General features: G+C 42.8%; 12 protein-coding genes. 2 read left to right on the top strand and 10 right to left on the bottom strand.

Annotated features, from left to right (window positions below; genetic code table 11):
* Positions 1-21 precede the first annotated feature (21 nt).
* Together ACQKCP_RS00445 and surE are read right to left on the bottom strand one after the other, a co-directional pair.
* Entirely contained in the window at positions 22-810 is a 789-nt protein-coding gene (locus tag ACQKCP_RS00445) for a peptidoglycan DD-metalloendopeptidase family protein (protein ID WP_427610874.1), read from the bottom strand.
* Positions 811-945: 135 nt separating this feature from the next.
* Positions 946-1,764, bottom strand: a complete 819-nt coding sequence (gene surE, locus ACQKCP_RS00440) for a 5'/3'-nucleotidase SurE (protein ID WP_427610873.1) — start codon at positions 1,762-1,764, stop codon at positions 946-948.
* 540 nt (positions 1,765-2,304) lie between these two features.
* Between surE and ACQKCP_RS00435 the strand changes: the two genes are divergently transcribed.
* Together ACQKCP_RS00435 and ACQKCP_RS00430 are read left to right on the top strand one after the other, a co-directional pair.
* A complete protein-coding gene (locus ACQKCP_RS00435) occupies positions 2,305-2,739 on the top strand; it encodes an MCR_0457 family protein (protein ID WP_057759051.1) in 435 nt (144 codons plus the stop codon).
* A 499-nt stretch (positions 2,740-3,238) separates the two neighbouring features.
* Positions 3,239-4,405, top strand: a complete 1,167-nt coding sequence (locus tag ACQKCP_RS00430; protein WP_201579371.1) for a D-alanyl-D-alanine carboxypeptidase family protein — start codon at positions 3,239-3,241, stop codon at positions 4,403-4,405.
* Positions 4,406-4,583: 178 nt separating this feature from the next.
* Here ACQKCP_RS00430 and ACQKCP_RS00425 read toward each other — a convergent pair whose 3' ends face one another.
* From ACQKCP_RS00425 to pilW, 8 genes are all read right to left on the bottom strand, one after another.
* Positions 4,584-6,548, bottom strand: a complete 1,965-nt coding sequence (locus ACQKCP_RS00425) for a sensor histidine kinase (RefSeq protein ID WP_427610872.1) — start codon at positions 6,546-6,548, stop codon at positions 4,584-4,586.
* 207 nt (positions 6,549-6,755) lie between these two features.
* Positions 6,756-8,177 (bottom strand): ribosome biogenesis GTPase Der, encoded by a 1,422-nt coding sequence (der, locus tag ACQKCP_RS00420; RefSeq protein ID WP_057759046.1) that lies wholly within the window; start codon positions 8,175-8,177, stop codon positions 6,756-6,758.
* A gap of 393 nt (positions 8,178-8,570) precedes the next feature.
* On the bottom strand, positions 8,571-9,779 hold the full coding sequence (bamB, locus tag ACQKCP_RS00415; protein ID WP_427610871.1) for an outer membrane protein assembly factor BamB: 1,209 nt from the start codon (positions 9,777-9,779) through the stop codon (positions 8,571-8,573).
* Positions 9,780-9,905: 126 nt separating this feature from the next.
* Positions 9,906-10,700, bottom strand: a complete 795-nt coding sequence (locus ACQKCP_RS00410) for a YfgM family protein (protein ID WP_427610870.1) — start codon at positions 10,698-10,700, stop codon at positions 9,906-9,908.
* 69 nt (positions 10,701-10,769) lie between these two features.
* Positions 10,770-12,059, bottom strand: coding sequence for a histidine--tRNA ligase (gene hisS / locus ACQKCP_RS00405; RefSeq protein ID WP_427610869.1), 1,290 nt, complete (start codon positions 12,057-12,059; stop codon positions 10,770-10,772).
* 123 nt (positions 12,060-12,182) lie between these two features.
* A complete protein-coding gene (gene ispG / locus ACQKCP_RS00400; RefSeq protein ID WP_057759039.1) occupies positions 12,183-13,298 on the bottom strand; it encodes a flavodoxin-dependent (E)-4-hydroxy-3-methylbut-2-enyl-diphosphate synthase in 1,116 nt (371 codons plus the stop codon).
* Between the two features lie 158 nt (positions 13,299-13,456).
* Entirely contained in the window at positions 13,457-14,269 is an 813-nt protein-coding gene (locus tag ACQKCP_RS00395) for a helix-turn-helix domain-containing protein (RefSeq protein WP_371546970.1), read from the bottom strand.
* A complete protein-coding gene (gene pilW / locus ACQKCP_RS00390; protein WP_427610868.1) occupies positions 14,266-15,198 on the bottom strand; it encodes a type IV pilus biogenesis/stability protein PilW in 933 nt (310 codons plus the stop codon). Before pilW ends, ACQKCP_RS00395 begins: the two co-directional genes overlap by 4 nt.
* Positions 15,199-15,344 lie beyond the last annotated feature (146 nt).

Raw genomic sequence — 15,344 nt, 5'->3', positions numbered from 1 at the left:
ATCCGTAGCTATTATTTAAGTCTAACGCCCAAGTACGCTACGTGGGTCAATAGGATTACCATTTAAGCGAACTTGAAACTCTAAGCCTATCTCATTGGTCTGACCACTACTGCCCATACTAGCAATACGTTGGCCACGCTGTACTGTATCACCCTCTTGCACCAACAACTGGCTATTGTGAGCGTAGGCTGTGATGTAGTTATCACTATGACGAATCATAATTAGATTGCCATACTCTGGCAGACCGTTGCCTGAGTAAAGCACAGTTCCTGATTGGCTGGCAAGTACTGGATCACCAACTTTGCCTGCAAACCACATTCCCATATTGCCCGCAGCAGGGTCAATATTACGAGTTACTGGGTTGCGCGTAGGATAATCATAACCAGAGGTAGAGTTGGCAGTGGCTTCATAAGCTGGTGTTTGAGATTGGGTCACAGGTGGCGTATAAGTTGGTTGCGTTTGAACTGGAGCACTATAGCTATTGTTACTTGCAGTGGTTACCGCATTGCCTTGCCATAGCTTGAGCCATTGCCCACTATAGATGGTGTATTTACTATCTAGATTGTTCATCGCTCCGATTTGGCGGTAGTTCAGACGATAGCGCGCTGCAATCTGGCTAACCGTATCGCCGCGTTGTACACGGTGATAGTTAGGGACGCCTTGCGCGTTAGTAATAATCTTAGGACCTGCTTGGTTTGCTGACTGATAGGTAGGTTTAGTTGCACAGCCAACGACAGATAGAGTAGCGACTGCCATAGTACCAATCAACGCGGCTTTAACAAGGTGCGATCCAGCTATGATTTTTTTCATACAAGGTTCCTATTCTTTGTGTTGCTCATTCATTGTTTAATCATTCAAAAGCTCTCAATGCCATACAAGAGTCCTCTGATATTCTCATAACACGTCAGTGTTTAATAAGCCGGTATGGGTTATATCTTATAGAATTTATAGCGTGAGTGTTGATAATCTATCCAGCGCTGCCGTTGGCGTATGATGCAGGCGTACTGGTGATAAACTGACATACCCTGCTGCTACGGCTTGATAATCTGTCATCATATCCTGCTTCGCTTGTAACGCATCGATTGACGTCTCTGATGGTCGCTCATTTTTACCTTTTCGTAGAGACAACCAATATGCATCTCGGCCGCGTGGGTCTATCATATGACGTACTGGCTGAGCAGCCTGCTTATGGCCTAGTGAGGTTATTTTTCGACCATTGATATCATCGGCATGCTGCACATCAGGAATATTAACGTTTAATACATGATAGGGCAAACTTTTGAGCATCTCTAAAATCGAAGTCTCAGTAAGCAGTTTGACGATTTCATGTGCGGCCACTTGATAATCACTGGCTGATTCTTGCCCGCCGTTTTTGACACCCCCGCCTACCAAAGACGTTGCTATAGCAGGAATACCAGATAGTTGCGCGGTCAATGCAGCACCGAACGTACCAGAGAACATCACATCCTGTCCAAGGTTAGCCCCTGAGTTAATGCCTGTAATCACGCAATCAAAGTCACTATCACGATATAATTCATGGATTGCTAGATATACACAATCAGCTGGTGAGCCATTTACCGCTATAAATCCAGAAGGCAGCTGATGCGTATGCAATGGTCTTGAAACACTCAGCGCGCTGGCATAGCCGCTTTGTTCATCATTGGGAGCAACGACGACCACTTCTCCGATAGTCGATAATGCCTGAGATAGTGCCAATAATCCTGGCGCATACACACCGTCATCATTACTAATTAAAAATCTCATTTCTGCTCAGTATATGGTTAATATTTTATTGCCGATTTTTCTACATCTCTACTTGATAATTCTGCTGTCGTGCCATGTCTGTTCAAGATATGGCATAAAAATACGATGCTCATATTTAAAATGAAAACATGATACTCTAATTCTTCAATGATATGACGTCTCAGTCTAACGAAAAAGTATCGTTTTAATAGCATGGGCGATTATAACTGAATAATATAAAGACACGAACCCTGTCTTTAGCAAAGTATCACTCTCATCTCATACTAATGATTATATGAGAAAAATAGCGTAACAAGATCTGTATCAAACGAATGATAACCAGTCGATTAAGCATCGCGTTACAATACGCAACACCCCACAACAATACAAACCGATGTACTGATACTGAAGTAACGTCATTAGGGTATGCTACTGATATGTTGCTAAAAAATGGTTTTGGCTCACAAGATATCTACACATAAATCAATATTTTATGTGACTTTTGTTTTTTTACCGATTAACATATGACCATTAAATAAAGACGAGCGAGTGTAATACTGAATGAATAAACAATCGATATTATCTATAGCTTCTGTGATAGCAAATACTGCCTCAAAAGTTGGGATTGCAGGACTGATAACGTCTGTTGCTATGCTGTCTCAAGCTTCTAATGCTGCGAATAACTCTGGCACTACCATTCCGCTAGACATGTCTGGCATCAACATTACTAAGCACGAAATTGCGGTGATGCAAGTACTATCAGAGATATGCCCACCAATGCTTAATGGTAAGCAAAAGCAGCGGTTCTATAAGTCGTACACTGTACAGCTGCATGAGCTAATGCCTTCTCTAGAAGATCCAAAAGCGGCTATTCAATACTTATCTACACAGCAAGACTATCGCCAGATACTACAAGGTATTCGTAGTTGGACGATGGGATTCTCAAAGCAAGAAAACAAAGCACTATGTGAAGATTTGGCAAATGCAGATTACTAGAAGACTCGTTAGTTTGACTCAACGACTAACGTCATCTACTTAACTTGTTAATAGTATTGGTATCAATGATAATAAAATAAAAGCTATGTACTCTTTATAACATCGGTTAAGCAAATATTATCAACTGATTGTTTAGGTATCTGTAGCATCAAAGCTTGCTGTCACTTTACTTGTTATTCACAAGCAGTGCAGCAGGCTTTTTTGTGAGCGTTAAATTTTTATTACAGAGACTGGTCAGATGATAGTCAGAACAAATATATGATAGGCCTTCATTTTTCTTTTCAAACTTGCCTTATTTTTGCATTTATTGATTCCCCATCGGTAGTCATTTTGCTAAGATAAGGCGTTAATTTTATGTCTATTGTGTAGGCGTTACTATTTCCGTCGATACATTATTTTAAACACTGCATTTAAGACATGCTGCTTAAAATAATGTATGGAAATAGGTACAAACATAAGCGATAGATACATTTGGTTCCATGATGCGGTGTAATGATATATGACAGTAAAGCGTGTAAAAAATCAGCTGGTGCAGCTGGTAGTTGGTGTAAGTATCTCGATGAGTGCAGTAGTGGCAAACGCAGCCATTCAACCACCTGAAATGGACAATACTGCCTATGTGTTGATGGACTATAACACTGGCGAAATTTTGGCTCAAAAAAACGCCAATGAGGCGCTGCCGCCAGCATCTCTGACTAAGATGATGACCAGTTATATCATTGAGCAACGCTTAGCATCAGGTGACCTGAAAGAAGATGAACAGGTATTGATGAGTCCAAACGCGTGGTGCCGTGGTAGTAGCAGCCAATCTTGTATGTATGTGCCTGTGAACAAAACCGCCAGCGTCATCGATATGCTACGTGGTATTATCATTCAATCAGGTAATGATGCGTCAAAAGCCATGGCTGAACATATTGCTGGCAGTGAAGCCTCGTTTGCAATATTGATGAACGAACAAGCACAAAAGATTGGCATGGAGAACTCTAACTTTGTCAATGCCACGGGTATGCCTGATGAAGGTCATTTAGCATCTGCTTTGGATTTGTCTAAACTTGCTCGCGCTATTATCAAAAACAGCGGCGACTACTATAGTATCTACGCAGAAAAAGAGTTTACTTATAACGGTATTACCCAAGGTAACCGTAATGCTCTGCTGATTACTGACCCAACCGTTGATGGCCTAAAAACGGGCCACACTGATGCAGCAGGCTACTGCTTGGTTGCATCAAGCAACCGTGAAGGCATGCGCCTAATCTCTGTCATTATGGGTACCAAGAGCCAACAAGCTCGCGCTGATCAGTCACGCGAACTACTTAACTGGGGTTTCGGTCACTTTACAACGGTTACCAAGGCGCCTGCTGGACAGTTCGTTAGTAAGCTTCCAGTATGGTTTGGAGAAGCTGACGAGGTAGAACTGGCAACTGGCGACAACTTGCAAATTCTAACCAGCAAAACACAGAAAAACAAAATCACCACAGTGGTCGATATTCCTGAGAGTTTAGAAGCACCGATCAAGAAAGGTCAGGAAGTTGGTAAAATGATGGCTGTCATCGATGGTAAAGCGGTAGCCTCAGTTCCAATTATCGCAACCAATGATATCGAACAGTCAGGCTTCATGAGCCGTACGTGGGAACATATCGTACGCTGGGTAAAGAATCTTCTCTAATAGAAAATTTTAGAAAGCAATTCTAGCTAAAAACTGTTTAAAAAAAGACGCCTTAAAATGGGCGTCTTTTTTTATACCTACTGTAATTTAGAAATGCTTTGATACTGAAAAGTCGAAAAATGCTACCTAATAAAATAAACCTAACTAGGAACACGGATTTAGTAAGACAGTACTACGTCTAAACCAACCATTGTTTTAATAGGTCGCTTAACGCTTTGTCCTTATAAGTAGCAATATGACAATAGTCAATGCCAGCTGCTTTTAAACCATACTCAAAACTGCCTACATAGCGCGCCCGATGCTGCGGATACCAATATACCAATAACGCACGATGCTCGCTCTTACTACCCTCATCGCTTTCATACTGACGGATACGTTTGGCTAGCATCGCAGCTTTTTCTGGGAAAACATCTTCACCAAACATCACCATGTCAATTTTCTGCTTACGCATCTCCTCTATGACGAGTTGGTTACCTTGGCGACAAATAATCGTAGCACCTAGGTATTCCAGTTCCTCTAACAAGGAGCCTGTCTCATGATAGTAATAATAAATAATCGTTAGGCCAGACAATAAGCGCTGCTGTTTTGATTGCTGTTGATTGGGCATCGCTATGGTCAGCGTAAACTGTGTACCTACGCCAAGTACACTATCTACATCTATAGTAGCACCCATAAGCTGCGCCATTTGTCTAACAATCGGTAAGCCAACCCCTGAGCCTTCGTACTGGCGAGTTTGCGAAGAATCTACCTGAAAGAACGGATTAAATATATCGTCTAGGTGCTCATTATCGATACCAATACCCGTATCTTTCACGCTAATCTGCCAACGATTACTTTTATTAAAATGTGTCAGTTGCGACGTAATCGTGATTTTTCCGACAGGCGTGAACTTAATTGCGTTATTGAGTAGTATCGATAGTATCTGATGTATTTTTTCTGAATCACCGTATAGGCTATAGTCTATATGATGAATATTACTAATCAGCTCTAGCCCTTTTTGAGTAGCCGTATTTTCAAACTTGGCAAGCAAATCGGCGATTAGCTGTAATGGGTTAAACTCATTTTTATGAATTCTTATCTGGCCCTTTTGGATTTGGTTCAACTGTATAATATGATCTAACGACAATACCAATTTATCACTACCACTACTGATAATCTCTACCGCGTCTTTTTGCTCTCTGTTGAGCGCCTCATGATCCAATAGTTGTAAACCACCTACAATTGCATTCAATGACGTTTTTAACTCATGAGAAATCATGCTTTGAAAATTATGCAACTGTACATCAAGTGACACATCTTTATTGTGCAATTGCTGTTCAAAGGCCGCAAGGGTTTCATAACCTTGCCGTGCTTCTTGTAAACGATTAAATAGCACAATTAATGCTTTTTTGATTTGGGTCAGTTCTTGGAAATTAAATTGCTGCGGAATGACTGGCAGTTGCTCTAGATTTGCGTTGTCTATGACAATGTCACAAACATCGGTCAATGCTTCGATATCTTTGACTGGCCAATTAAGCTTCCTAAAAATGTATAAGGCAAACATAACAATCAGTACCACTGTTGTTAGCCATAACCACAGGATATTTTGGAACCAATGTAACCGTAGCAACTCTACGTCCATCGTAATATTGATATAACCAATCAATGTGCTATTTTCGGTAACTGTATCAGTCGCCTCATCTGGCGCTGACGATTCGCTCATAATGTTTGATAAAGTCAGTGCTAACTGTTGATTGGAATCGGACTTATTGGACGCGATACTACTGGCATCAAGGTCTTTACTAATCACTGGATAGTTGAAACTGACCGTATGCGCAAATAACGCATTTTTCCAATCAGCAAGCGACTGGTCTATATCTTCAATTGGCTCAGAGGTGGAATAGAAAACAATACTTTGAATAGTCGGCTCATTTTCTAACAAGATATTAACTTGTTCAGCCACAACATCAGCGCCATCTGCGGTCGATGCACTAATCGTTAGTAGCGATGCCAGTTGTTGAATATGCTGTTCTTTTTCTTGATAGTGATGCACTAAGCCATAAATAAAAGGCAATAAAAAACCTGCCAACACTGCCAATACGACAGCTTGTATGACAGAACGCCAGATAAGTACGGGAATGGTTTGAGACGAACGGTTGTTCATATCACTCTACTGAGTCGCGGGCAGCTTTCATTTATAGTACAGGTATTTTAAAGATGTGATAAGTAAAACATTTGAGTATTTTTTGACGCATTAAGATAGCTATTTATGAGCTCAAACTATAGCGTATTAATAGAAAAATGTCATCGCGCTATCGAACGCGATGACATTAATCATAAAGCTAAAGATATAAAGCCTAAAATACGAGGATTAACGAGGCTTTTTATCTTTGGTAGTAAATTTCTGTGATCTATTACGCTCACGTTGACGCAATTGCTGGGCTTTTGCCTTAGTCGGTGTGTCGCTCTTATTCGCATATGGGTTATCGTTTTGCTTCAAGATAACGTTAAGCGGTGTGCCTTCTAGCTTAAACACTTGACGGAATTGATTCTCTAGATAACGCTGATAGCTCTTAGGAAGCGCACTGGTTTGGTTACCATGAATAACAATAACGGGTGGATTGTGGCCACCAATATGCGCATAACGCAACTTGATACGACGACCAGCAACGGTTGGTGGTGGATTTGCCGTCACCGCATCTTGCAAAATCTGGGTCAAACGGTTGGTCGATACTTCAAACATCGAAGATTTGTACGCACGTAAGATAGACGGATATAAATTACCGACACCTGTGCCATGCAGTGCTGAAATCAAATGTATTTTTACATAAGGAATAAAGCTAAAACGGCGATCCATTTCAAGCTTGATATAGTCTCTTTGATCTTGCGTTAGACCATCCCATTTGTTGATCGCAACGACTAACGCTCGTCCAGCGTCAAGTGCATAACCAATCATATGCAAATCTTGATCCACGATACCTTCGTGAGCATCAATGACAATCACAGTTACATTAGAGTCTTCAATCGCTTGCAAGGTCTTGATGACAGAGAATTTTTCTACTTTTTCATCGATTTTACCACGGCGACGTACACCAGCGGTGTCGATTAAGACATAGTCTCGACCTTCACGCTGATAAGGAATATAAATACTATCACGCGTCGTGCCTGGCATATCAAATACTACTACTCGGTCTTCGCCAAGCAGGCGGTTTACGAGCGTCGATTTACCAACGTTTGGACGGCCGATAATGGCAAGCTTCAAGCCTCTTGGCTCTACTATGTTTTCTTGCTCAGGCATATCAGCTGTTAGCACTTCAAGCAAGTTACCCACACCGCGACCATGACTGGCTGCCATCGGATACGGCTCACCCAAGCCTAGTGCATAAAACTCAGCAGGCGCTGCATCATGTACACCGTCGACTTTATTGGCAACAACATAGACAGGCTTGCCTAATGTATGCAAAAACTTGCCAATTTCAGCATCAGCGCCAATCATACCGGCACGAGCGTCAACGACGAATACGATGATGTCTGCTTCATGAATTGCTGTATGAGACTGCTCAGACATATAGTCATCAATATTACCGCTACCGTCATCAGCTTCACCGATACCACCCGTATCTACAACGATAAAAGATTTATCTTCATAAGTTGCATCACCGTACTGACGGTCACGAGTCAATCCTGAAAGGTCAGCGACTAATGCCTGCCGACTTTTTGTGAACTGATTAAATAAGGTGGATTTACCGACGTTTGGACGACCAATTAAGGCGACCACAGGCTTGATACTCATGGGTTACTCTCAGTGAAAGGCACAATGACGGGCAGTACAGTTATTCTTATAACCAGTGACATAAAAATAGTAATAGATATGCTGCAATTGACCGTGAATTAAAATGAATGATAGAACAATAGCAAAAATAATAGATGGCTATTTTACGATTAAAAATAGTATATAGGATGGCTTCATTATACCTATTATACATAAATAAGTAGTATATATGGATAGCACATCGGTCGCATAGAGTACGCGAAAGCCTGTGTTTAAACAAGCAATTTACACAAAGCACTAAACGCTGACTAAGCAGCGTTTGTGTTTTATAAATGATAATCAAGAATAGGCTTAAGGGCTATAGTAAAATATTACACTTCGTTAATCACCGATAAGCAGCTATCCGTATAGCTATTAGCGCACTAATTGCCAAATAGCAACTTGTCCTGACGTACTTTGAGTCATTAAACGGCTACCTTGGACTTGCAAGTTGGTCAACGCCCCTTTTGTCTCTACACGACTAACGATGCTACCCGTAGCAGGGTTAAACAAATGCACTACGCCATCGAAATCACCAATGGCAATATAGTTGCCAATCATCACAGGATTGGTGAGATCACGATAAGCCAATTCATCACTTTCCCAGAGTGTCTCGCCACTGTTGCGATCATAAGCAACTACTTTGCCATCTAGACTGGTAGCGATGACTTGCTGAGTATTTACCGCCAGTGATTTGAGACTCGCAATTTCATTGACGAACATCACCTGACGCGAGGCCAAATCAATACCTAATAGCTGACCACTATAGCTGATCGCAAACAACTGATTTTTATCTACGATAGGTTTACCATCGACATCGCTCATGCGCTCAACTTCACTACTACCAGCGCCTACACCAACACGTCTTGACCATAGCGGAAGACCATTATCGACAGTAATTGCGTGCAAACGACCATCAGCTGTCGCCAAAAGTGCCGTCTCATTGTCTAATAAAGTTGGCGCAGCGCTACCGCGAACGCTGATAGCAGGTACTTGAGTTGCGAACTGCCATACTGATTGTCCAGTTTGCAGCGATAGACCATGTAAGAAACCATCATTCGCTGACAATACCACACGATTATTGGTAATCAGTGCTGGCGTCAAAACCGAACCTGACAACTGCTGCTGCCAACGCTTTGCACCAGTCGTGCTATCAAACGCCATGACCTTGCCACCACGAGTACTAACAATAGCTGTCTGGCTCAATGCATCTACTGCAACACCGCCGGTGATTTGGTCGTCAACATTGATTGACCATACGCGCTCGCCTGCACTATTAAACCCTGACAGCTCACCACCGCGTGATGCAGTAACGGTTTGACCATTGGCATAGCCAACTTGCAAATCTAGCGGATCTTTTTTGCTGGCCTTTTTGTTGCCAACATCGGTACTAAAAACAGGCTGTAGTACGCTAATCGGCTGAGCGATTTGTACCAATTTTACCGGATCATTAACCACAGGCTTAATACCGCGATTACATCCAATCACTGCCGTGCTCATTACTGCCAGTACGGCCACATGCATGACTGTCTTTTTGATAGTCTTGGTGTTTAACATTTTGCTAGAGCGAATAGATTGAGTCATTGTATGTTCTCACTACAGATAAATTATTATTAATTGGTAAATTGGCCAACGGCAAATTAGTAATCATTAGGTTATATTAAAAAAGAGCTTTGGCTGATTACCAACTCTCAATACTATCCTACTGACTTACTGCCCTGCTTCGACAGCGACTTCATTCGAGGTATCCATCACTAGCGATGGCTCAGGAGCAGATGGCTCTTGAATAAGACTGGTTTGCTCAGCAATCGGCTCAGCCGTGATACCTAAGCTTTCCATCTTTAATGCCAATACTGCACGCGTTTCTTGACGGCTACGTAATAGCTCCCACGCATTGCTATAAGATTTAATCGCTGAATCTTTATTGTCTTGCGCTAAGTAAATATCCCCTAGTAGCTCCTGCTGACTTGCTTCAAACGAGCTTGGCATGTCATTGTTTGCTTCTGACAGTGCAGCATCTGTATCACCTGCGGCCAACAGCGTTTTTGCATAGCGTAAACGAGTAATCGCCTCTAGACCAGCATCACCTAAATCGATGGCCAATGCTTTTTTGAATGTCTCAGTCGCTGCTGCAAAGTCATCACTGTCTACTTGTTGACGTGCCTTTATCATTAGCGCTTGCCATGCATAAACCGACTCACCGTGCGTGCTGACCAAAGTATCAATATCTTTGTCTAGTTGGCTACGACTTTGGGTAAGTGCTTCTTGAGCTTCTGCTTCTAAATCTGGGTTTTGCGAGGCCAGTTTGACCTCTTCGTTTAGCTGCTGAATATCAGCATATTGATCGGCGGCGACGGTATCTACTCGCGCATGGTTGTTTTGCCAGTACGTCCAACCAAAATAGGCGGCCAGTGCTAACAAAATCGCAGTGACGATATAACTACCATATTGCTTTAACGCTTGCATGGAGTTATCTGCATTCGGCGAATTAGGTGTCAGAGCCATATATATTTACCTGATAAAATTTACATTAAATTGCTGGTGCGACAAACAAATCTGATTAGTCAAAGTCGATTAGCGACGAGAGAAGTTATCTTTATTTGATAGCCAATCTTGTGCGACCGTCTTTTGCTCACCTGTCTGCATATCTTTAATACTAATCGTATTATCATCCAACTCTTGCTGTGCGATGATGACTGTCAATGCCGCGCCTGACTTGTCCGCCTTTTTCATTTGCGCTTTTAGACTCGTGGCACTGGCCATCTTTACTCGTACATCTGGACGACTGTGACGCAAGTTCTGTGCATAGCTTATACCAGCACTATATACCTCAGGATGGGCCACCACGAATACATCACAAGCAGGTATGTCAGCAATCGGCGCAACCGCTTCTATGAGTAGCAATAAACGCTCAAGCCCCATTGCAAAACCAACACCAGGCTCAGATTTTACTGGTTTACTGCCATCTGTACCGATTGATTTTAATTGCCCTACTAGCCCGTCATAACGACCACCAGCACAAACGGTAGCTTGGCTTCCAAGCTTATCTGTTACCCACTCAAATACCGTTTTATTATAATAATCAAGGCCACGTACTAAGTGCGGATTGATTTCAAAATCGATATTAAGCGCAGTCAGATAGGCTTTGACCTGCTCAAAATGCGCCACACTCTCTTCACCCAAGAAGTCAGCAAGCTTTGGCGCATTTGCCAATACTGCTTGCGTGCTCGCCTCTTTACTATCCAAGATACGTAAAGGGTTAGTCGTTAGGCGACGTTTGCTGTCTTCGTCTAGCTGATCTTTTTTATCAGTCAAATAGGCAACCAATGCTTCGCGATAAGCATAGCGCTCATCTAGCTCACCCAAACTGTTTAGTTGCAAACGCATCTCATTGTTGAGACCTAGCTCTTGCCACATCAAATGAGTCATCGCAATCAGCTCAGCATCAGCATCCGGTAGTGCGCTACCGAAGCTCTCGACACCTAACTGATGAAACTGGCGATAGCGGCCTTTTTGCGGACGCTCGTAGCGGAACATTGGGCCGATGTACCAAAGCTTGGGCGTGTCACCACGTAGCAAGTTATGCTCGATAACTGCGCGTACTGCTCCAGCCGTTCCTTCAGGACGTAACGCCAATGGCGTTGGTGGCTCAGATTTATCCGTAAAGCTGTACATTTCTTTTTCGACGATGTCAGTCGCGCCGCCAATAGCACGGGCAAACAGATCCGTTTGTTCAACGATAGGCAAGCGAATATGCTCGTAACCGTACCTACCAAGTACATCAGCCAATATCGCTTCTAAATGCAACCACTTTGCTGATTGGTCAGGCAAAATATCATTAAAACCTTTGATAGCTTTGATCATGGTACGGTCGTATCCTTAAATGTTTAACAAGTATTCTATTATTGTTTTCTATATATTCAAATAAGCGCTATATGTGATTGATACTGTGACGGTATAGCCTAGCGTATCAATCTATTCTATGACTTACTTTACGCGAATGATTTCATTTTCACGTTTTTTCGCCAAGTCTTCTGCATGGGCGCGAACCATACCTTCGATCTCATCAACCAGATTGCCTGTATCGATAAGGTGGCTTTTTTCACCCATACGATAGACCAGTGATCTAGGGGCAGCACCAACGATACCGATATCGGCCTCTTTTGCTTCTCCTGGACCATTCACCTTGCACCCAATCACAGATAGGTTCATCGGTTCACGAATATCTTCTAAGCGAGACTCTAACGCTGTCATTACTTTAATTACATCAAACTCTTGACGCGAGCAGCTTGGACAGGCGATAAAATTTACACCGTTCGAACGAATATTAAGCGATTTTAAGATATCAAAACCGATCTTAATCTCTTCTTCAGGCTCGGCGGCTAACGAGATACGAATAGTATCACCAATACCATCTAGCAATAATCCACCTAGCGCAATGGCAGATTTGACAGCGCCCGTACGGTAGACACCCGCTTCCGTCACGCCCAAATGTAATGGATTATCAATTTGCGCTGATATTAAACGATAAGCATCCAATGTCAAAAACACGTTACTGGCTTTGACAGATACTTTGTACTGGTCAAAATTAAGACGCTCTAAAATATCAATATGGCGCATTGCCGACTCTAGCATTGCCTCGCCAGTTGGCTCAGTATACTTACGCTGGATGTCTTTTTCTAAAGAGCCAGCGTTGACGCCAATACGAATCGGGATGTTATGATATTTGGCACAAGCGACCACTTCACGTACTTTGGCATCGCTACCAATGTTACCAGGATTGATACGTAAACAGTCAGCGCCCGCTTCAGCGACTGCCAAAGCGATTTTATGATCAAAATGCACATCAGCGATCAAAGGCACGCTTACCAGTTTACGAATTTCGCCAAAAGCTTTGACCGTATCCATTGTTGGCGTTGATACGCGCATCAAATCAGCACCTGCTTCGACACAACGCTCGATTTGGGCAACAGTCGCTGCTACATCACAGGTGTCAGTGTTGGTCATGCTCTGTACGCTAATTGGTGCATCACCACCAACCGCGACATCACCGACATAGATTTTTTTGGTCAGACGACGATTAATAGGCGATGGCATTGACATACATAAATCCTTGAATCAAAAATAGAAAAGCCCTAGGCCTTTGTACATATAATATAAACCAGCTAAATCGACAAACACATATTCGCTTTATTCAAACACATGGCTGCTTCATCCAAACATATGAGTGCTTTATTCAAATTTGGTGCTTATGCAACTGACTATGGTGTCAATTCAAAAGTAGCTTGCTTATCTGTTGCATACGTATCTAACGCAACTGGTTGTTGATTGAGCATCAAGCTAACATTATCGATATTATCAATTTGCACATTAAACGGTGGCATACCTGACAAGTCATAGTTACCTGCAGACTGAGAACCATTTATCAGACTGTTTCCAGAAGCATCCGTGATACTAACCACAGCGTCGCTTGTCAATACAAGGTTTAGGTTAGCCGTTGCTGCAGCATCACCTAGATTCAATGCAGAGCCAGAAGCACCAACGCCACTCGCGTCACTATTGATGGCGGCACCTTGGGCTTGCTCTATCGCTGACATGTCTTCAACAGCTGATACAGGCTCTTGGGTGTTTTCTTTGCTAGCGTTACTCACCATACGGAATAGGAACACCGCCAAGATAATCAATCCGATAACGCCTATGATCAATAGCGGGTTAAAGCGGATGCGGTTATGAGTATCACGCTGCAAAGTCCCCATTGGGCGCAGTGGCGTATCGATATTGCTGGCTGATTTGGCCTTTAGCTCATTGGGATAAGCGGCATCGAAGCTACTAGCGATTTTTGCTGAATCTAAGCCCAAATATTTAGCATAGTTAATCGCAAAACCACGAGCAAACGCAGCCTGTGGTAGCTCAGCGAAGTTTTCGCTTTCTAGCGCTTCTAGATGACGCTTTAGAATGAACAGCTCAGCCGCCGCTGCTTCTAAAGTTACTTGCTTATTTTTACGGGCTTGCTGCAACACGGCACCAAATGATCCCTGAGCGTTAGATTGAGTGTTAGATGATGGGGTGATCATTTCCATGGTGCCTCTGGATTGTTAAGCCAAGTCTTAAGTTGTTTTGCTTCATCACTTAGCGGATAAGCGGATAAAAGCTGCTGTGCCAATTGCTGGCGCGTTGTTATATTATTTTGTGCTGCTGCAAGCTTGATACCTTGTAAGAGCAAGCGCGGGCTAATACCCTGCCCCTGCACCAATATCAGCGTCTCATCATACAGTCTCTGTGCCTGCGGTACACGCTGTTGGTCGAGCAATAAATCTACCAATTCGATATGAGCAATAATACTATTACGATTGCCATCGAGTGCCCGTAAAAATGCTTTTGAAGCGGCACTATTATCGCCTAACTGTAGATAAGTACGACCTAGGTTTTCTAGCGCGCCAATACGGCCTTCATAGCCTAGCGACGCCCCTGCAATCTCAAACTGTTCTGCTGCTTCACGGTAACGCTTTGTCTGTGACAGATACACGCCATAATTATTGTGCGCTTGTACAAAATCTTTATCTAGCGCGATTGCTTTTTTGAAGTACTCATCAGCTTTGGCTAGATTGATACGGCTGCCTTCTTGCTGCAACAAAACGCCCATCATATCATAGGCTGGCGCATAACGGCTATCGGCAGCAAAGGCTTTTTCGAGCTGCTGCTGCGCAGTATCAAGCTCATTTTTTCGGATGTATTGCGCGGCAAGTGAGGTACGCACACGGGCGATTTCCTGCTGATCTAAATTTCGATCGCTGCTAGCACGCGTAGATGTTTGATAAGGAGAGTTGCCTAGCAAATCATTAGTCGGTGTGGTCTGACAGCCACTTAATATAAGGACGCCAAACACTGCCGACAGCACTGCACGCTTTGGCAAAGCTGTTTGCGCAGCACTGATACTCAATTGCTGATAAAGTTTAGAAAATGATTTTTGATATTTAAACTGACAAGAATTTTTAGAAGTCATCATAGCCGCCATCATAAAACTGGGATTCAATGCGTTCGATCTTCGAGGCCTCAGTTTAATAGATTTAACCCCTATAAGTACAATTTAGTTGTTATTAATTGCCACGTTCTGCAATCTTGACAGTCATTGCTACATTTTCTTACCAT

The organism is Psychrobacter sp. NPDC078631 (assembly GCF_050268165.1).
Classification (GTDB): domain Bacteria; phylum Pseudomonadota; class Gammaproteobacteria; order Pseudomonadales; family Moraxellaceae; genus Psychrobacter.
This window is presented reverse-complemented; position numbering and strand designations above follow the sequence as displayed.